The sequence below is a fragment of the Candidatus Clostridium eludens genome (assembly GCF_045310515.1).
Classification (GTDB): domain Bacteria; phylum Bacillota; class Clostridia; order Clostridiales; family Clostridiaceae; genus Clostridium_B; species Clostridium_B eludens.
The window spans coordinates 39,729-60,371 of record NZ_JBJHZX010000025.1 but is presented as its reverse complement, the minus strand read 5'-3'; the positions used below and the strand labels follow the sequence as shown (position 1 = coordinate 60,371).

Annotated in this window: 21 protein-coding genes; all 21 read right to left on the bottom strand. The window is 32.0% G+C overall.

The window, feature by feature from the left end; genetic code table 11:
* Positions 1-35: 35 nt before the first annotated feature.
* A complete protein-coding gene (locus ACJDU8_RS16245; protein WP_406793205.1) occupies positions 36-1,139 on the bottom strand; it encodes a DegT/DnrJ/EryC1/StrS family aminotransferase in 1,104 nt (367 codons plus the stop codon).
* The gene (locus ACJDU8_RS16240; protein WP_406793204.1) at positions 1,132-2,094 is read right to left on the bottom strand and encodes an NAD-dependent epimerase/dehydratase family protein; all 963 of its coding nucleotides are present in this window, start codon (positions 2,092-2,094) and stop codon (positions 1,132-1,134) included. Before ACJDU8_RS16240 ends, ACJDU8_RS16245 begins: the two co-directional genes overlap by 8 nt.
* Positions 2,095-2,109: 15 nt before the next feature.
* The gene (locus ACJDU8_RS16235; RefSeq protein ID WP_406793203.1) at positions 2,110-3,498 is read right to left on the bottom strand and encodes a glycosyltransferase family 1 protein; all 1,389 of its coding nucleotides are present in this window, start codon (positions 3,496-3,498) and stop codon (positions 2,110-2,112) included.
* 23 nt (positions 3,499-3,521) lie between these two features.
* Positions 3,522-5,630 (bottom strand): glycosyltransferase, encoded by a 2,109-nt coding sequence (locus ACJDU8_RS16230; protein ID WP_406793202.1) that lies wholly within the window; start codon positions 5,628-5,630, stop codon positions 3,522-3,524.
* 146 nt (positions 5,631-5,776) lie between these two features.
* Positions 5,777-7,453 (bottom strand): flagellin N-terminal helical domain-containing protein, encoded by a 1,677-nt coding sequence (locus ACJDU8_RS16225; RefSeq protein WP_406793201.1) that lies wholly within the window; start codon positions 7,451-7,453, stop codon positions 5,777-5,779.
* Between the two features lie 130 nt (positions 7,454-7,583).
* On the bottom strand, positions 7,584-7,928 hold the full coding sequence (gene fliT / locus ACJDU8_RS16220; protein ID WP_406793200.1) for a flagellar protein FliT: 345 nt from the start codon (positions 7,926-7,928) through the stop codon (positions 7,584-7,586).
* A 37-nt stretch (positions 7,929-7,965) separates the two neighbouring features.
* Positions 7,966-10,278 (bottom strand): flagellar filament capping protein FliD, encoded by a 2,313-nt coding sequence (gene fliD, locus ACJDU8_RS16215; RefSeq protein ID WP_406793199.1) that lies wholly within the window; start codon positions 10,276-10,278, stop codon positions 7,966-7,968.
* A gap of 26 nt (positions 10,279-10,304) precedes the next feature.
* Positions 10,305-10,694, bottom strand: coding sequence for a flagellar export chaperone FliS (gene fliS / locus ACJDU8_RS16210; protein WP_406793198.1), 390 nt, complete (start codon positions 10,692-10,694; stop codon positions 10,305-10,307).
* A 120-nt stretch (positions 10,695-10,814) separates the two neighbouring features.
* Positions 10,815-11,117 carry a hypothetical protein gene (locus ACJDU8_RS16205; RefSeq protein ID WP_406793197.1) on the bottom strand — a complete coding sequence of 101 codons (303 nt, stop codon included), beginning with the start codon at positions 11,115-11,117 and terminating at the stop codon, positions 10,815-10,817.
* Between the two features lie 128 nt (positions 11,118-11,245).
* The gene (locus ACJDU8_RS16200; RefSeq protein WP_406793196.1) at positions 11,246-11,629 is read right to left on the bottom strand and encodes a flagellar protein FlaG; all 384 of its coding nucleotides are present in this window, start codon (positions 11,627-11,629) and stop codon (positions 11,246-11,248) included.
* 41 nt (positions 11,630-11,670) lie between these two features.
* Positions 11,671-11,886 (bottom strand): carbon storage regulator CsrA, encoded by a 216-nt coding sequence (csrA, locus tag ACJDU8_RS16195; protein ID WP_406793195.1) that lies wholly within the window; start codon positions 11,884-11,886, stop codon positions 11,671-11,673.
* The gene (gene fliW / locus ACJDU8_RS16190) at positions 11,887-12,318 is read right to left on the bottom strand and encodes a flagellar assembly protein FliW (RefSeq protein ID WP_406793194.1); all 432 of its coding nucleotides are present in this window, start codon (positions 12,316-12,318) and stop codon (positions 11,887-11,889) included.
* A gap of 31 nt (positions 12,319-12,349) precedes the next feature.
* On the bottom strand, positions 12,350-13,762 hold the full coding sequence (gene flgL, locus ACJDU8_RS16185) for a flagellar hook-associated protein FlgL (protein ID WP_406793193.1): 1,413 nt from the start codon (positions 13,760-13,762) through the stop codon (positions 12,350-12,352).
* Positions 13,763-13,921: 159 nt separating this feature from the next.
* A complete protein-coding gene (gene flgK / locus ACJDU8_RS16180) occupies positions 13,922-15,865 on the bottom strand; it encodes a flagellar hook-associated protein FlgK (RefSeq protein ID WP_406793192.1) in 1,944 nt (647 codons plus the stop codon).
* Positions 15,866-15,886: 21 nt separating this feature from the next.
* Positions 15,887-16,294 carry a flagellar export chaperone FlgN gene (gene flgN / locus ACJDU8_RS16175; protein WP_406793191.1) on the bottom strand — a complete coding sequence of 136 codons (408 nt, stop codon included), beginning with the start codon at positions 16,292-16,294 and terminating at the stop codon, positions 15,887-15,889.
* A 29-nt stretch (positions 16,295-16,323) separates the two neighbouring features.
* Positions 16,324-16,596: a flagellar biosynthesis anti-sigma factor FlgM gene (locus ACJDU8_RS16170; protein WP_406793190.1), complete on the bottom strand. Its 273-nt coding sequence runs from the start codon at positions 16,594-16,596 to the stop codon at positions 16,324-16,326.
* A 223-nt stretch (positions 16,597-16,819) separates the two neighbouring features.
* Entirely contained in the window at positions 16,820-18,013 is a 1,194-nt protein-coding gene (gene fliY / locus ACJDU8_RS16165; protein WP_406793189.1) for a flagellar motor switch phosphatase FliY, read from the bottom strand.
* Positions 18,006-19,001: a flagellar motor switch protein FliM gene (gene fliM / locus ACJDU8_RS16160; RefSeq protein WP_406793188.1), complete on the bottom strand. Its 996-nt coding sequence runs from the start codon at positions 18,999-19,001 to the stop codon at positions 18,006-18,008. Before fliM ends, fliY begins: the two co-directional genes overlap by 8 nt.
* An 82-nt stretch (positions 19,002-19,083) precedes the next feature.
* On the bottom strand, positions 19,084-19,485 hold the full coding sequence (locus tag ACJDU8_RS16155) for a chemotaxis protein CheW (RefSeq protein ID WP_406793187.1): 402 nt from the start codon (positions 19,483-19,485) through the stop codon (positions 19,084-19,086).
* Positions 19,486-19,648: 163 nt separating this feature from the next.
* The gene (locus ACJDU8_RS16150; protein ID WP_406793186.1) at positions 19,649-20,011 is read right to left on the bottom strand and encodes a response regulator; all 363 of its coding nucleotides are present in this window, start codon (positions 20,009-20,011) and stop codon (positions 19,649-19,651) included.
* Between the two features lie 32 nt (positions 20,012-20,043).
* On the bottom strand, positions 20,044-20,643 hold the full coding sequence (locus ACJDU8_RS16145) for a chemotaxis protein CheC (protein WP_406793185.1): 600 nt from the start codon (positions 20,641-20,643) through the stop codon (positions 20,044-20,046).

Here is a 20,643-nt window from a genome sequence, read left to right as displayed (position 1 = left end):
GCTACATGCCTCCTACCTTTAAGCTTTATTGCAAACTATTTTTCTAAAAGCTTAAATAATATTTCAACAACATATTTTAATTGTTGTGTATTTAAATCAGTATATAAAGGAAGTGCCAATCCCTGTCTATATGCGCTAATTGAATTTACATACTGATCATTCATATATTTATACTTTTCTTGATAATAACGCTGCTCATGAACGGCATATGCACCAAAATTAGTTTCTATACCTTCAGCCTTTAGTTTTTCAATTAGTTGATCTCTATCAATTTTTTCATCTAAAATTATATGATAGGTCTGCCATACATGTTTTCCATAACTTTTTTCATTTGGCAATGTTATATCTTTTATATCTTTTAGTAATTCATTATATTTGTGAGCTATTTCTATCCTTTTTTGAATTATGTCCCTTAATTTTTTAATTTGAACTACACCAATAGCGCCTTGAATATTTGTCATCCTATAATTAAATCCCGCCATTACAAATTGAGGTTTTCCATTTATATAACTCAAGCCATGATTCCTAAGTATTCTAATCTTCTCTGCAAGCTCATCATTATTAGTAACTATAATTCCACCTTCACCAGTAGTTATAGCTTTTCTTGGATGTAAACTGAAACATCCTATATCTCCAATAGTTCCAACCTTACTGTCTTTATATTCTGCACCTAAAGCACAGGCAGCATCTTCTATAACTTTAAGATTATATTTTTTAGCTATATCCATTATTTTATCCATATCAGAAGATTGACCAAACTCTTGAACAGGAATTATGACTTTTGTTTTGTCTGTAATTTTATTTTCAATTTTTTCCACATCCATACACAAGCTATCTAACTTAATGTCTACAAATTTGGTCGTAGCTCCTACAATTTCGACAACATTAGAAGTAGCTGGAAAGGTAAAATCAGGTACTAGAACTTCATCTCCGGATTTTACATCCAAAGCCACCAATGCCAAATGTAATGCAGCTGTACCACTACTTACTGCAATAGCATGCTTTACATTTAAATATTCTTTAACTGCATTTTCAAACTCTTCTACCCACTTTCCTTGGACCAAATATTTTGAATCAAAAACCTTTTTTACTTCTTCTAATTCTTCATCTCCTATATCTGGAACTGCAAGTTTAATCATTTATAACACCTCTATACCACTCAATTGTTTTTTCAAGTCCCTCAGCTAAATCGTACTTAGGATCGTAACCTAATATTTCTTTAGCTTTGTCTATGTTTGGGATTCTAAGTTCTACATCCACATAATTCTTAGGTATATAAACTACTTTAGACTTAGAATTAGCAATTCTTTTTATTAATTGAGCAAGCATTGAGATAGTAACAGTTCCCCTTGGATTGCCTATGTTAAAGGCATTTCCTATTGCATTTTTCTTTTCTAAACAAAGTATTATACCATCTACAAAATCATCTATATAACACCAAGAACGTATTTGATCACCATCACCATGAATTTGTATTTCTTCATTTTTAATAGCTCTCACAGCAAATTGATGTATAGCACCTTCTCCAACTTGTCCTGCTCCATAAATATTAAATGGCCTTATTGTTACTACTGGCATATCATATTCTTTGTAATAACTATGTGCCAAATGTTCCCCTGCAAGTTTAGATACAGAATAAGTCCACCTTGCTTCACCTACTGGGGCTAAGTTTGTCGTATGCTGTTCATCAACTTTATATGCATAAGATCCGAATACTTCAGATGTTGAAAAATCTATAAATCTATAAATTTTATGTTCTCTTACTGCTTCCAAAATATTATATGTACCAATCATATTAACTTTCATAGTATTTACTGGACTTTTTATAACTGTATCTATACCTGCTACTGCTGCTAAGTGAATTACAACATTAGGTTTAAATTCATCTACTACTGACTTTATATGATTAAAATCAAGGATATCTCCTTGATTTAATGTGATATTACTTTTATTTAATAAATCTGTATCTTTTATTGAGTTTCTTTTTAAATTATCGTATATTAATATTTCATTATTATCGCTAAGCAAGCTACATAATTTTGTACCTATGAACCCTGCTCCACCTGTCAGTAAAATTTTTTTATCTTGTATCATATTATACCTCCCAAACTATAAGCCCTTGTATATTTCCATCATGTCTGTAGCTATTTTATTCATATCATGATATTTTTCAACGTATACCCTACCTTTTATTCCAATTTCTTTAAGCATATCTTTATTTTGAATAACATATTCCATTTTTTCTTTAATATTATCTGGGTTGGCCGATATTATAGGCAGTTCTTTAGGATATCTTTCTCTCATAAAATCACTTATCCAGCAAATTACTGGTTTTCCCATTGCCATTGATTCAACTGCAAACAATCCATGTGATCCAGCTAATATTTGATCTATAATTAAATCTGCTTTCTCATACGTTTTAGTAGCTTGTTCATGTGACATTCCTTGAACAAGTTCAAAATCAAAATCATATTTTTCTTTTAGTTCTTCAATTGCTTTTAAAATATACCTTGTACCTTTAATCTCTGGTGAAGTTGGAGCATGAACTATTTTAAATTTCTTGTTAGATGTTTGCCCTATAAATTTATATTTATTTAAATCTATCGCAGCTCTTGTATAGTGGATATTAGAATGATAATCCTTGACATACTCAGCAAGTTCATAATCTACTAAACAATCTGGAACATACCTGGATATTAATTCTAATTTTCTTTTTATGTTGTCTTCATTCATATCCTTTACTTTAACATATTTATTTGATATTATTGCCTTTGAATACATTCTAACATCAGAACCTACATACTGCATTATTACTTTTTTTTTCAATTCTTTTAACAAGGGAAGATCACTATAATCTAATGTCAAGCTTGTTCCAAACAAAAAATGGAAAACATCATTTTCTGCAATCATTTTTGAAGCCAATTTTTTAGCTTCTATATTTGCTTCATTAATATCTTTAAAGGAATTCACATTCAAACTATAATCTGATTTATACCCTAAATAATTAGGATAATAATTCAACGTTTTAGCATCAACCCCTAATTTTTTTAATCCTTCTGTTATAGTATGCATCTGATTTGCGATTTCCATTGTTCCATGAATAACTCTTAGACTATTATTACCTGTAGACTTAAAATTAGAAAGTACATCTTCAACTTTTACATTGCTATCATTATTGTTAAACAGTTTTGCTCTGCAAAAATACTCCAAAGCCTTCTTATCTTTTTTATTATTATCCATTAAATAACTCATATTAAATAGTAAATCTTTATTGTAAGGCTCTTTTTCTAACCCGTCTTTTAATATATTTTCCGCTTCTAAAAACTTCCCTTCAACAATTGCTATTACTCCATACATAGAATAAATATCTATATCATCAACAACCATCTTTTTATATTCATCTATTAATTCTTTAGCTTCTTTTAAATTACCACTATCCACAAGTTTCTGTATATTCTTCTTTAACTGTCCTTTCAGCAAATCCATCTTATTCTTCATTATATTTTCCACCCTTAAAGATTCTACATCTTATAATTTACATCAACATTCTTAAGTTTCTTTAGAGATATTTCAGACTTAAATAAAACTATCTCCAAATCATCTTTGACTATTTGTTCATATTCCTGAATAATTTTACTGGCTTCATCTAACTTATTATTTTCTATTAATGCTTTTATCGTATTTTTTACTTGAACTTTATATTGTTCAAACTCAACATTAGTACTATTTACTTCCCTTTTATAATCCTCCAAAAGCATTTCTATTCCTTTTTTCATAAAAGGATACACTGCTAGTGCCTTTCTTAAATAAGTTAAGTATTCTTTCTCATCATAGCTCTTAACTTCATTTGCTTTATACATAAATATAAAAAATGCATCTTCTTCATTTTTTACATCATAAATTATTCTTTCATCTAATATTTCATTATTATAAATGTGTTTTATATACTTTGTTCCACAATTTATATAATCACTGAAAATATCTCTGTACTGTTCAGTATTAATTTTGTCTAAGACAAGAATAAATCTTTCAAATAGTCTATTTACTCTTACCGTATGGAAATTACTATTGATATTTTTATATATGTAATTGTATACTACTTCGCTAAAATTTTTATATTTATTGGTAATATATACAATAAATTCCTCTATTTTATTAACCATAACATTAGATAAAATGTTGTAAATATCTTCTTCTATTGTCATTTTAAAATAAATAAAATCTCCAAAATAATTTGGTTGATCAGCAAGAGTAAATTCATCTGTAAATTGAGTTATTAGGTTACCATAACTATATTCATTGCCCTCATACATTTTTCTTATTTTGTTTAAATAACAATAAGTATCATTTCCTTCAGAAAAGCAATCTATATACTTTTTATATTTTTCTTTTTCTAATTTCAATATAAAATTTTCAAGGATAGATAAAAAATCTAATATATCATTTTTTTCTGATACCTCAAGTATCCTATTATAAAATTCTTTTAAGCCATTAAAATTAGTTTCTTCTATAAATGCTGTTATGGCAGCTCTGCTTATCATTTTTAAGTATTTTTCTCCATTAATTTTATTAGCATAATCTATGCAATTTTTATAATCGCATAATTTATAATAAGCATAACTAATATCATGATAAACTTCTTCTTTTCTACTTATAGTATATACTTCAATTAAACCATTATATCTTATTCTTAAATTTTCATAATTATCTACAAGGTCCATATATTTTAAGTATTGTTTTATGGCATCTTCGTATCTATCCATAAACATATAGGTTTTTCCAAGGCAGAAATACAAATCTATATGCTCGTCTTCATTTTCCAATCCCTCTAAGCAATATTTTTCAGCTTTTTGATAGGATTCTACACTATCAAGCATCAAGTTACACATGGCAAGCTGATAATATATGTATATATATTCAGTCTTTTCAGACTTTCTTTTGGATAAAATTTCATAAGTTTTTTCTATTTGCTCCAGAGCCTCTTTAAAATCTTTATGCATAGAATATGATACAGAAAGTTGATAGCCATAATATATGTTATCAGGATTCTTTTCTAATTCATTCTTTAGAATATTACTGGTTCTTTCAAATTTCTTATTCATAAGTTCATTATCTGTAACTATGTATCCTGTATGAATTAAAGTAGTATTTAAAGTTAAAATAGGCCTTTTAAATACTGGTGTATTGTGTATCTTTCCTTCATAGTGAAAATACCCATCGTTCCTAAACATTCTAGGCGATGGAGATACAACATATTCATTTTCCTTTTCATTCATTATGCTCTTTACATATAAATTACAGCAATTATACTCATTTATATATTTTGAATTTAAAAACACCAAAATTTCACTGCAGTCTTCTATAAATTCATCCGCATCAATAATAAGAATCCATTCTCCTTTAGCATAATTAATGGTAATATTCCTCATGGAAGAAAAATCATTATTCCACTTATGAAAATAAGTTTTTTTTGTATATTTTCTAGCAATCCTAACTGTATTATCTTCTGAGCCTGTATCCACAATGACTAGTTCTGAAGATACTTTATTCATAATAGTTTTAAGACTATCAAGACACATGTCAAGATTTTTTTCTTCATTTTTCACCATCATACATATGCTAAGTTTCATATATTTCAATCCTTTCAAAATAGAATTCAATGCAAATTCATAATAATATCTTTATGCAAAATTCCTAATTAGAATTCTCTATAAAAACAATATTTATTAAATAAGGAGTAGAGTTTCCTCTCTACTCCTATACTTAAATTTAAAAACTATCTTAATAATTGTAAAATTTGTTGTGGCTGCTGATTAGCTTGTGCAAGCATAGCTTGAGCAGCTTGGCTCTCTACATTATATTTTGAATAGTTAGCATATTCTGAAGCCATATCAACATCTGTTATTCTTGATTCAGCTGTTGTTAAGTTTTGTGATGCAACTCCTAAATTATTTATCGTATGATCTAATCTATTTTCTGTTGCACCTAATTTACCTCTTTCAGTTGATACAGTTGATATAGCTTTATCTATAGTACTGATTGCATTAGAAGCATCTGTAGTTGTCATTACATTTAATGCAGCCTCCTGTTCAACATTAGTTGTTCCATCTGTTACAGTATTTGTTGAAGTAAACCCACTTTGTCCTGCATTTCCTGTTACTCCAAGTGCTGCTGCTCTCATATCATTTATTGTAAGAGTCATTGTCTGTCCAGTATTAGCGCCAATTTGAAAGGTTGTGGTAAACCCTGTTCCTGCTGCTCCTGGTCCTGCAACCTGTTCCACATTTTTAACTGTAGTTGCATCTGTTCCACTAGTAAACCCTAGACTAGCTAAAGCTGTACCTGTTCCATTTGCAACACTTATATCTTGACCAGTGGTTGATATAAATTGAACTGTATTATCTTTAGATAATGAAGCTTGAACTTTATCAGATAATCCTGCTTTTTGAAGTGATGCATTTAAATCTGTTATAAGATCATTCATTGCAGACTTATCCGCATTAGCGTCTGTACCAGTCTTAGTTAAATAGGTTTTGTCCGTTACTCCATCACCTAAGCTAACTTCAACTGCACTATCTGAGCCTATAGTTATTTTTAATGTTGCATCCTTTGTTATAGTTGTATCTGCAGTTGCACCTAAAGTAGTTGTAGCCTGTAATCCTGCTTTTTCAATTAATGTTGGATTACCTGTTGATGTAATAGTGGTGGCAGTAGCTGGAAGTGCACCACCAGCTGCAGTATGAAGAGTAATTTTACTTGATGCTCCACTTGCCTTGTCTGTAAATTCAATTCCTCCACTTGCAGTTTTTGTAATATCAACTAAATCAGATAACTTAGTTCCACCAGAAGTTACATTGTCCAAACTACTTATTAAAGTATCTACAGTTTCACTTGCTGTAGTAGCTACAGTAGATAAATCAAATGTTACATTGTCTACTGTTAATTTTCCTGATAAAGTACCTGCGGCAGCTGCAAAACCAATAGTAACTGCTGCACTAGTAGCTTGAGTTATCTTAGTTGTATCAGTTGATCCAATTCCACCATTTAATACCTTTTGAGTATTAAATTCAGTTGTGTTTCCTATTCTGTTTATTTCTGATGTTAACTGATTCATTTCATCTTGTATAGAAGATCTGTCGTCAGATGTAGTTGTACCATTGGCTGCTTGTGTTGCTAACTGTTTCATCCTTTGAAGAATAGAAGTAGTTTCATTTAAAGCACCTTCAGCTGTTTGAACCATTGAAATACCATCTTGAGCGTTACTTGTCGCTTGATCTAGGCCATTAATCTGACCTTTCATTTTTTCAGAAATACCTAATCCTGCTGCATCATCCGCTGCTGAATTTATTCTAAGACCTGATGAGAGTTTTGCCATAGACTTTGCTGCATTATTAGAGTTAATACCTATGTTTCTGTTGGCATTCATTGCCATAAGGTTGTGATTAATTATCATAATATTTTCCTCCTTGATTTTTCTAGTGAACTTCCTTGTCCACTATTTAATTTATTTAAATTTAATTGTTATTACCATACTATATAATTCGTTGCAATAAATTTTAACTTTATAATTTTTTCTCATTTTTTTATATTTTTTTACTAAATATTCTAGGCATGTTACCATTTACTCCTCTATAGGCAATATTTGCATGTCTATTATCTGAATTTTTTTGCATGGCATCTTTAATTTCCTTAAGTCTTTTGAATATTAAAACATTTACCTGATCTTGAAGTTGCTGCAACTTAAGTTCTTCGTTTACTAATTTAGTTTCTTCTTTGGAACATTTAATCCCCATTGCTTCATCCAATACATTTTGTCTTTTTCGTACAAGATCATCAACAGAATCTATATCATTTTTTTCTAGTAGTTTCATAATTTCTAATGTACAATCTCTATACTTAATTAAAACACTCTTTAAATTTTCTTCCATATTTAAAACTTCTCCTAAATTGAATTAGATTTTAGCTCTAGCCGCTGGATAACATTGAACTAATCGCTGATTGCTGAGCATTCATTTGAGTGATAAGTGATTCTAATTGTGAGTACTTATTATAATAATTAGTTTGATCTGTATTATATTTATCTGTATATTGCGTAATTAAAAGCTGTTGATCATAAATTTGATCTGGAATAGTACCTGTACCCGATCCTCCTGTTGCACTATAGTCATCTTGAAGATTAGCATATTGAGTCAATATTGCATTATTTAATGTAGTGCCAGTTACTCCCACATTATTTGTAAGTATAGTACTTATTCTTTGGAATATTCCGGATTCATTAAACTTTTCAGTAGTATCTGTAACTGTACTACCTGGTGAATTCGTAAAAAGCTTAATAAGTTGATCTGGGTTATTAGCTATAGCAGCTTTGAGTTTGGTAGCATCTTGTATAGTAACTTGACCTCCATCAGTTACGTCATTAGATGTATCAATGCCTATAGATGATGAACCATAGTTACCAAAAGCCAATGATGATATATTGCTGCCGGAAGCTGTTACAGGCATAGTAAAAGCACTGGTTAAATCGGTTAACAAATTTTCAAGATTGCTATCATTTGCTAATATTCCTGTTTTAGCTTTAGTTTCCCATGCTGTTATTTGAGTATCAGTCATTCCACTTTTTTGAGCATCTGTTAAAGGCGGGTAATCATAATCTTTCTTTTCGGTAAGTTTTGTGTAAATTTCACTTACCAAACTGTTGTATTTATCTAAAAAACCGCTAATCTTATCATAAATTGCTTGAGTATCAGATGTCACTGACAAACTAGTAGTTCCTGCAGATACAAGGTTATAATTAACACCATTTATAGTGAAACTATTAGACGTTTCTGTTAATGTTTTTGCAGTTCCACCTGGTTCAGTAATTGTAACCGTGGCATCAGTACCTTTAGCTGTTGTACCACTGCTCAAACCTAGGGCCGTTAATAAAGCACTTGTTGTTGCAGCACTTGTTGTTCCATCTGATTTAGTATAAGTATCTTCAATTTCCAAGCTAGCAATACTTCCTGTGTCTGAAGTTTGAAGAGTAAGTTTTCCGGTGGTATCATCTATTTTCCCTGTAACCTTTCCTCCTGTAGCTGTATTTATTGCTTGAAGCAAGCTATTTATAGTTGCTCCACCCTTGGTATTATCAAGCGTAACAGCTACATCATTACCATCATATTTTAAGTTTAATACTAGACTACTATTAAGCGAACTATCTAACGAGGTTAACTTAATGTTTGAAGAAGAACTAGAAATACTACTTATTGAACTCAAACCACTTACAGTAGTATTTGATGAATCAATTGCTATTGTACTAGTACTACTACTTGAAACATTAAATTTTATATAATTAGTGCTGCCATCAGTTATAAGTGATGCAGATAATCCACTCAATTTACTTTGCGAACTTATTTGATTATTAATAGAACTTACTAAATCTGATGCTGAACTTATACCAGTACTAGGTATAGTTATAGTAACAGGGTTTGTAGTATCACCATTTATATCAAAACTTATACTTTTACCACTCCAACCGCTTAATATAGAATTGTCAAATCCAGATGTTTCATAAGTGCCATTATTTGCAGCAACAGTTTTAGTTGTTCCTATATCTGGAATGCTGGAACCATCTATAGTTATGGCATTACTTGTTGAGCCATTGGTGAATTTTAATTTTCCATTATCATTACTTACAGTTAAATCTGTATAGTTTGTTGTGGCCTGTAATTTAGTGTTAAGAGATGTTACTAAATCATCAATACTCCCTGAAAAGGATGAATCAATTGTTATACTTTCATTATCTGAACTATTTCCATCACTAAGTGCTATAGTTTTCCCACTCCAGCCATCATTTAATTGTACCTGGCTGGCAATAATTTTACTACTAGGCATAGTTGCTGATTTTGCTATTGCCCCTACAGTGACATTATAAGTTCCTTGTACAGCAGTTGAATTCGTAGTTGCAGTAGCTATTGAACCCTCTGTACTTGATGCAGTTAATGAATTATAATTACTCGATGTGGTTAAACAATTAGTTGAATTGGTTATATCAAAATAAGTACTTTGTAAACTCTTTATATCTGTGATTATACTTTGATATGCTTCCTGCTTCCACTGAGCTGTCTGCTGAGCTTGCTTAGCTGTATCTATTTTAGTCTGATCTGAAGTTAACATGGCTTTTACAAGACTGTCTACATCAAGTCCAGTAGCCATACCAGTAATTCTCATAGTACTTCCACTATTATAAGTACTAGTAGTGGCACTACTAGTACTGCTGCTACTATTTATAGTTGTCATTTTCAATCCTCCTTTTTAGTTTTTGATTATTTTTTTATTCCTTTGGAAACTTTATAGGCTTCTTGCCACATATCCTTAACCTGTTCTATAAATGGAATTACTTCATCCATAATTTTTATATCTTTTTTTATGTTTGCATCTATAAGTCTTCTAACTATAAAATCATATAGACTCATAAGCCGTGCTCCCCAGTTTTCCGCTTTTTCTAAATCCAGTGTCATCATAAGCTCATAAAAAATTTTTTGGGTTTTCACTATATTTTCATGAGCTTTGGGTATATTTTTTTCCTGAATAGCTTGTCTACCTATTTTTGCAAACTTAACTGCCCCATCTAGCAGCATCAAAAGCAACTGCTCTTTGGATGCATAATTCACACTGTTATTTTTATATGTGCTGTAAGCATTAGCTGTATACATACTCTAAACTCTCCTTTTTTAAGTTAATAGTTCATAATTACGAGTGAACAGTAAATGTTGAAATCTTTTAACTATGTTAAAAAATTTCTTCATTTACTTTCAATTCCTAACTGTTTCTAACTATTTCTTCACATCCAAAATAATTCCCCTTGTGGTATCTTTGGAAATATTGTCCTTTTCTTTTTTAAAGGCCTTTATTTCTACTTCTTCTACTTTAACAGCTTTCACTAAAATACGCTTTTTATTTTTCCCTTGTTTATACTTATTAAGTTCAGAACGAAAATCTCCCTGTCTGTCCTTTCCCCTGTCTTTATACTCCTTATTTATAAAAATTCCTCTTTTGTTATGGACTTTCCCCGCACTTGTAGTCTCTTTCACCCTGTGTCGAACCTCTAGGTCTACCTTATTTAATCTAAATTCCATGAAAATCACCCCACTTTGTTTTTAGTTAATAGTTAAGAATTTAAAATTAAGAGCTAATGATCAATTTTTCGTAGAAAAATATCCTTAACTATTCACTATTAATTATTAACTATTAACTTAAATCATTGTTATACTTTTTTATCCATAAAAAGTCCAGCCAGCTCGCAAAGTTTATCTACCATATCCACTATCTTTTTCGAGGGTATTTCTTTTACAACTTCTTTAGTTTTATCATCTATAACTTTTACTATTACATCATTAAATTTTCCATGAATTTCATATTCCAAGTGGGTAGGGGTGTCTTCCATTAATTTATTCAACTTATCTACCGCTTTTTTTGCATCTTCAGGTTTTATATTTTTTTCCCCATTACTTTGTTTATTTACTGCTTTAGTATCCACATTGCTATTTTCTGCAATTGTACTACCTATGCTGCCTGAATTTTCTGCACTACCATTATTACCTGTGCCAAAAGATACCTGTCCTCCTTGACCTATATCTCTAACTTCCATGCTAACACCTCTTTAAATTTAGTTTCTATTTATTATACAAATTACTTTCTTAATTTTTTCAATATGCTTATATCTAAAGCTGCTGCATTTTTATTTTCCTTTTCTACTTCCCTGTAGAGTTCTTTTCTAAGTATAGTAACACTTCTAGGTGCAGATATGGAAAGCTTAACGGTACCCTCTTCTATTTTTGTAACTGTTATTTCTATATCCTCACCTATAAGTAGAGCTTCCCCTTTTTTTCTACTTATAACTAACAACTAAACTCCTCCTTTAAAAAGTGGGTATTTTATGGGATATTCAGCTTTATCCAGTATTAATTGTTCCCCAACATTTTGGTTTATATTTATGACTATAGGAGCTTTTAGATTAATAGTTATATGCTCTAATTTAGAGTTCAAAGTGACCGTATTTACTACAAATACATCTTCCTCGCTTTTTATCTTCAGTTCAGCTGCCTTATCCTCACTTAAGTCAAATTCATAATTTTTAAATAAATCAAAAGGTGAGACCACTACAATTCCAATAGTATTATCTTCAATAGAATGAAGTATATAAAAGGAATTGTTCTCCTCTACTGGAACCAGTATAAATTTTCTTAAATGATCAAAACCCGGAATACCCCTTTTAAAGGTTATTATATCTTTTTCCTCATAGTTTAACACATCGTGGTATTGTGTATTTAATTTCATAATCAATCCCCTTTAAATTAACAGTTTATAATTAACTAAGATAATCCATAAGAGTCTTCTGCATTATCTTCGCACTGGTTTGAAGACAAGCTGTATATACTGTAACCATACTGGAATATTCTACGGTTTTCTCTGTTACATCTATGTCTTCTATGTTTGAAAGGGTATCAGTTAGGCTTACCTTTGTAGAATCATTTTGATCACTTAGGTCACTCATTCTGCTCTCCTTTGCACCTATTTGGGAACGAACTTTAAGTACCTGTTTAGAAGCTGCATCTATATCCGTAAGATCTTGATTGCTAAGTGCCTGTGTCGCTGCGCTTTCATCATCTTTCCACACATAATAATTACCATCAGAACCCAGTATTGCGCCTGCTGTATCTTTAGTTACTGTATTCCCACTAGCATCTGTTTGTGATTGAACCTGGCCAGCTAAATGATGTACTATTCTATCCATAAGTGCCCCCATACTATTATCCTGTCCATCTCCATACTGCATAACATCTACTGCTGTGGCATTATAGGAAAGAACTACTCCCTGAGATACCTCTACATTTTTGTCAGAACCTATGTTGTCCACAGCTGTATTTGAAAGCTGTTTTCCTGTAACAGAAGACATATCGGATATACTTGTAGTGATATTTATAACATCACTACTATTTACAGCTAAAAATTTTATATTTCCGTCATTAGTCTTCACCACATTCACTTTATCTTTAAGATTAGAATTACTTTGTATTTGAGTATTCAAATCCTTTACCACATCATCTACATTCTTATCTGAAGAATTTACAGTTAATGAATAATCCGTTCCATTTACATTAAAAGTTATGCCGTTACCTGTCCAATTGTTTACATTAAAATCTTTTGACACCACCTCCGGAAGGGCTTTTAACACACTCCCATCTTTATCAGCATATTCTAAAGACACACATCCATTATAGGTATCAGTAGTTGTAGTACCGTCTTCGTTTGTTACTTCACGTGTTATATTATAGGTATCCGTTGTTGCAGGCTTTGACAACCCTTGAGTACCTCCAAATATATACTCTCCACCTAAATCTGTATTTAAAAGCCCGGCTAATTGAGATACCTGTTGGTTTACTCCATCATTAATTTTATCTCTATCATCCTGTCCATACCCTGCATTCCCTGCTTGTACCAAATTGCTTCTTATATTAGTAAGAACAGTTCCTATCTGTCCCAACGTCGTATCTGTAGTTTCCATCCAGGTTAATGCAGTCTTTATATTTGTACCATATTGGTCATTAGCATTTATGGAAGTTTGGAGCTGCATAGCCTTCTGTACATTTAGAGGATCATCAGAGGGTTTGGAAAAATTTTTAGTAGAAGACATCTGCTGCTGAATTGTATTTAAATTACTAAGGTTTCTCTGCATATCTGAGAGAAAACTGTTTACAAGATATTTATTTGTTACTCTCAAAACTTTTCCTCCTTTTTCTTCAATTCACAGTTCACTATTCACTATTTTAGAGTTCACAGTTTTTTCTTGTTGTTTTAACTATTGAACTTAATATTTTACATATTACTTTACATTCTTTTAATGAATTATTTTCCTAAGCTGCGAATTGTATACTGTTAACTATTTTCTAAGTCCATTTATCACCACATCCAAAAGTTCATCTATAGTAGATATCATCTTTGCATTTGCCTGATAGCAGTGCTGAAATTGAATGAGGTTTGTCATTTCTTCATCCATGGAAACTCCTGAATTTGATTCCTTGGACTGGTTAAAGCTGTCAAGCTGGGTAGTTTCGTAATCCACCTGTTTTTTTGCTTCCTGCTCATTCATACCTACCTTATTTACAAGATCAGTAAAATAATTATCTAAAGTAGATCCACCATTTACTGTTCCCACAGAATATACATTGTTTAAAGTACTATCTGCAGCAAAAGTACTTCCTATAAGGTCTTCCCTTGTGGAACTCCCGGTTACACTTTGAATATTCATGAGGCTGTTTGCCAACTGTGCCACAGCCAGTGCCCTGTTGCCGTCTGTATCAGTGCCTAAGGAATTACCATTGGAATCATATTTAGTGGCTAACTTTATTTTAGAAGGATCATTTAATATTGCCACATTTACAGTTATGTTGCCTGCAGTTATATTATTTTCATCAGTTGCTGAATATTGGGACGGATCTGTTTGATCTCCATTTACAAAAAAATTGTTTATCCCCCCTTCTGGGGAACCGCTACCATCTGCCACCCAGGTGCTGCTCTGACTTATTATGGCATTTACAGAAAGAGCCATAGATTTAGCCAGCTTGTTCAGTTCATCCTGATAATCGTCTATATTATTCTGAACTGAGGTATATCCTTTTAACTCTCCAGATGGTGGTTTGAAAAGTGCAAGTTGGTCAAAATCGACGGTACCTCCTGTTCCATCTAGACTTCCGTTAATTGCTTCAGCTGCATTTCCTGAAGAATCTTTTATTGGATTTCCTGAAGAATCTTTATTGGTAACGCTATATGCTGTTCCACTATTATCAGCCCAGAGCACCCTGCTTTCATCCAACTCTTTTGCTTCATCCGATGTCATATTTACAGTTATAGTAACCTTGTTGGCATCTGTAGTAGTATCCCCTTTTTTATAATAAACTACAGTGTACTGATATATAGAATTACCATTACTGTCCGTACCAACAACCTCAGGATTTCCATTAGTATCAGTAACAGGAGTTATGCTGCTTACATAAGAAAAAGTAGCCACATTTGTATCATCTGGATTATCAGATTGAACTATATTAAGGGGTGACCCTCCATTTGAAACTAAAGGTGCAGCACCATTATCACTTGCATCTCCATATATAGAACTGTTAGAAGTAGTTACATCTATACCATCATAATTTTTTTGATTTATATTTATTCCAAATTCATTACTTAGTTTATCTAAGAGCAAATCCCTGCTGTCTAAAAGATCATTGGGGTTATTTCCCGTCATTTTTACATCCTTTATTTGCTGGTTTAACTGTGAAATTTGAGTAAGTATGCTATTTGCATCCGTTACTGTACCTTTTATCTCACTGTTAGTATCATCCTTAAGACTTGTAAGCTGTGAATAAGTACTGTTTAAATTGTTGGTAAGCTGGTAAGCTTGCTGGGCTACAGTACTGCTGTTTTGAGAAGAGGATGCCAGGTTCTGCCATGAGCTAAAAAACTGACTCATGAGAGAGGATATACCGCTGTCTGTTGGTTCATTCAGTATATTTTCAACCTGGCTCAGGTATTTATCCTTGGCTGTATACTGTCCATTAACTCCATTTTCCACTCTTATCTGGTAATCCAGAAAACTATCTCTTATTCTGTCTATTGATGCCACTGTTACCCCTGTTCCCAGCTGTCCTGCACTAGCCGCATTGTTCATATTTGGCATGGTATATGGTGTGGTAGTAACAAGGTTTGCTCTCTGCCTTGAATATCCATCCGTTTGTGCATTGGCTATATTATGAGAAGTAACATTTATCGCGGTTTGCTGGGCAAAAAGTCCACTTTTTGCCGTATTAAATATCGAAAATAAACCCGGCATTTAATCATCTCCTTTTTTCAATTATCTGCTCCTTCCAACTGCATTATAGGTCTTTGCCTCCATATTTGGATTGAGAGCTCTTAACATCTGGTGGGTAAAAATCATGCCATGCTTTATAAGGGCCTCATTTGTATCCTTTTGAAATTCCATTTTCCGAAGTATTTCCACTATGTCTTTATAGATTGTTTCTAAATTTTTATCTTTTGCTTCTGCTATTATTTCTCTCATGGACCTATTTTTAGTTAGCTTTCTTCTTTTCGTCTCCCAGAGGGCTACGGTTTTACTCTTTTCTTCTAAAACTTTTACTATTTTATCTAGATTAAATACCTCTTTTCTTATAAGATATCTATTCTGCTCTATTAAGGCTTCTAAAAGTTCTTTCAAAACTATGTATTCCTCTTCCATTATATGCTTTAATTCCAAAAGCACTCTGCTTCACCTCCCTGTAGTAGGGTACATTATATTTTTTCCTTCATAGATTCCATAATTTTAGCCGCAACTAATTTTTTATCCACATTATAGGTACCATTTTCTACAGCTTTTTTTATATTTTCTATCTTTTCCTTAGAATTTATAGCTTCATCCCCTTGAATATAGGAACTTAAACTTTTTCCCACAGATGAAATTTCAATGGAATCCTTCTGTCCTGTAACCTTAGTTGTTCCATATTCTTTTTTATTTCCTCCATAGATATTTAGTACTTTGTTCAAGTTGATTCCATTAATCTTCATATAAAATACACTCCTTAAACTTAACAGCTTTAAATGTTCTTTCTTCAATAATTATTAATATTATCGGGTATGTGAATTTAATATTTATACCTTCAATTGAAGATAAACAGTTTAATTTCAGCCCAAAATCCCTTTATTTTCCCACTTTAATGAAACTGTAAATTTAATAATATAAAAAATTAAAATAGGGGATTGATCCTATTTTACAGGATCTAATCCCCGCTTATTTAAGAGAACTAATTCTATCCTCATTGCTAACAATACTTTTTATTCTTACCCCAAAGTTCTCATCTATTACGATTACTTCTCCATAAGCCACTTTTTTCCCATTTACTAGGATCTCTACTGGTTCCTCAGTTAGCTTATCCAATTCTACCAGAGAGCCTGTACCCAGATTCAATATATCCCTAATATTCTTTTTGGTCCTCCCAAGTACTACAGATATTTCAAGAGGTACATCCAGTATTAAATCTATATTCCTAGGCATGCTGCCTTTTGATGGTGAAGTATCCAAAGGTTGAAAAACTGCCTTTTGTACTTCTACCGGTTGCTTATTTACATTGGTTTCTATAGGTTTTTCATATATATTATGTGAAGTTTCTTCTTGCCAGACCTCTGGTTGGGTACCAGAAGAAGTCCCTGCTGCAGCAGGAGATTGTGTATCTTGCTCTTTAGAAACTTCTGAATTTTTTTCTACACCACTTTCTTTTTCATCCTCTTCCTTTCCCATCATTATGGAAATTATCTTTTTAGCAGTACTTACTGGAAATAGCTGCATTATATGGCTGTCTACTAACTCTCCTATTTTAAGAGAAAAGGATACTTTTATAATTGTTTCATCCTCAGATATTTCCTTTGATAAAGGTTCCGTATCATCAGCCCATATATTAGACACAGGCGGAGATATATTTATTTCTCTCAAAAACATGGTAGCCATAGAAGTAGCTGCAGAGCCTATCATCTGATTCATAGCTTCAGATACTGCACTGATTTCTATTTCACTGAGTTCATTAATGCTTTCTTCAATTCTTCCGTCTCCGCCCATCATAAGGTTTGCTATTACATATGCATCTGTAAGCTTCATAACTAAAAGATTTTCTCCAACTATACCTGCTGTATATTTAACCTCCAAGGCAACATTTGGGATCTCAAATTCATCTTTTAATTTTTGCAGAGTAGTCAATGTCACCACCGGAGTAGTTATGTTTACTTGTTGATTTATTATTGTAGAAAGTGCTGTGGAAGCAGACCCCATAGATATATTGCCTATTTCTCCAAGTAAATCCTTCTCTATATCTGACAATTCTGACGTATTTTCAACATCAGCAGCTGTTTCTGGTTGAGAAGCACTATTATCCTGTTGTCCCCCATTTAAAAGTGCATCTATTTCTTCCTGCGAAAGAAAGCCATTACTCATAATTTTCCACATCCTTATCTATAATATCTAATACCTCAACCCCCATATTCTTTCCTATTAAACCGGGTTTCCCATAATAGTATATCTTATCTTCCAACATCAACTTTACAGGATCTGTAGTTTTTTCCTTCAAAGCCAGCACATCACCTATATTTAAATTTAAAAATTCATCTACTGTTATTTCTGTAGTTCCAAGCAGGGCGGTAAGCTGAATTCCAACTATATTTAATCTCTCCCTAAGTTTTTCCTTGGAATCCTCTAATGCATCTTCGCTGCTGTCCTGAAACCAGTACTGAACTACTAATTTGTCCAATACTTTTTCTATACTCAAATAAGAAATACATATATTTATGAAAGTAGTAGTCTTACCCATTTCTACAGAAAAACTTATAAGGGCAACAGGATCATTAGGTGCAAGGGTCTGATTTAATGCAGGATTGGTTTCAATTCCTTCTACTTCTGTTTCTACTTCCATTACATCGTCCCAAGCCAACTTTAAGTTAGATATGAGCCCTTCATTTACTACTTTTATAATATTTTTATCTATATCTGTAAATTCTCTAGCCTTATACTTTCCAGCTCCACTTCCCCCTAAAAGCAAATCTATAATTTCAAACACAAATTGAGGATTTATTTCAAATAGCACAGTTCCACTTAAAGGTGGCATTTTAAATATAGTTAAAATAGTAGGGTTTGGCACAGAATGAATAAACTCCTCATAAGTTATCTGCTGCACCGATTCTATTTTTACTTTTACATTACTCCTGACCTGTGCAGTCAGATAATTAGAAATTATTCGGGCATAATTGTCATGAATAAGTTCAAGAGTTCTTATATGATCTTTAGAAAATTTTTGGGGACTTCTAAAATCATATGGTTTTACCTTTTGCTGTTCTTCCTCCTGGGGCACTTCATCTGGAGTAAGTTCCCCTGTAGACAGAGCAGCTAAGAGGGCGTCTATCTCATTCTGGGATAATATATCTGCCATTTTACTCCACCCATTTCTTAAGAAAATTTTAGTTATTTTTAAACAAATAACTAACCAAACTAATTATTTATTTAAGGATGCCTTAATCCGAAAGAAGTCTATCTATGTCAATTAAAGTAACTATTCTATCTTTAAAGTTTATTATTCCCTTTATATAGGCTTGTTTCCTTTCATCATTTTCCTTTTCTATAACATTTTCTTCCAAATCTAAAACTTCATCTACCTGATCTACACTTATTCCTACAAGTTCATCTTCCATCTCAAGTATTATTACATTTGCTTCACCTTCATCACTTTTAGGAATATCCATGAGAAAATTTATATCTAAGAGGGATATTACATTACCCCTTAAATTTATAAGCCCTTTTATATGAGTTGGTGCCTTGGGAACCTTAGTTATTTCCATGGCATCATTTATACTTTGGACTTTAGCTGTTTCCACGGCAAATTGTTCATTGTTTAATCTAAATATAACAACCTGCATATTTACACCTCCTTGTGTAGAGATACACAAAACTATGTATACAAATGCCATCTATACTAAATGGCAGATTTAATTTTTCTTTAGAGTTTAATAAAAAATTTACCCACATTTAATGTTTTCGTTATAACCTACAGTATCTTTATATAAATTATAAAATTTTAATTTATGAAGCCACAACTTTATTTATTGCTTCTAATACCCTATCTGGCTGAAAGGGTTTTACTATAAAATCCCTGGCCCCTGCTTTTATGGCATCCATAACCATAGTCTGCTGTCCCATAGCTGAACACATTATTATCTTTGCACTTGCATCAATAGCCTTTATTTGCTTTACTGCTTCAATACCATCCATATCAGGCATTGTTATATCCATAGTAACCACATCCGGTTTTTCCTTTTTATATAACTCTACAGCCTTTATTCCGTTATTAGCTTCTCCTACTACTTCAAAACCATTTTTCTCTAGTATGTCCTTTATCATCATTCTCATAAATGCAGCATCATCCACAATTAATATTTTAGCCATTTCTTTCCCTCCAAACTATTTACTACTAATATTTATCCTATTCCTAAAGCATTAAAAATTTTTCCCAGCGAACCGGGCATGGGTACGTAATAAAAATGCCCGCTTATTTTAGAGTTATTTTGCATAAATAATGTTTCTATATCCAATACATGTTCATCAAATTGTCCAGATTCTATAAATGTAGTGGAAAGTATTGCTCCTAACATATCACAGGTAACTGCAGGCACTGAAGGTATCATATACAACCCTGTAAATTTGGCTATTGCATTCATATATGAACTGGATGTTATATTGCCTACTTCACAGAGTACAGAATTTCCCATATCACTTAAATATTCTTCCCTCTGCCCTATCATCATGGAAATTAAATCCAGTGCCGTTTCCTTTTCAAATATAAATAATATATTTCCTGGTGTATCTCCTAAAATTCTAACTATTACACCTACAACTATTTCGTCTCCCTCAATACTTGTAAAAATATCATTAAAGGGTACTATATTTATATCTGGTACTGTAATGTCAACTTTTTTATTTATAAGCTGTGACAGGGCTGTAGCTGCATTTCCCGTACCTATATTTGCAACTTCCTTTAGCGCATCAAGTTGCATGGGTGTAAGGCTTTTATAGTCCAT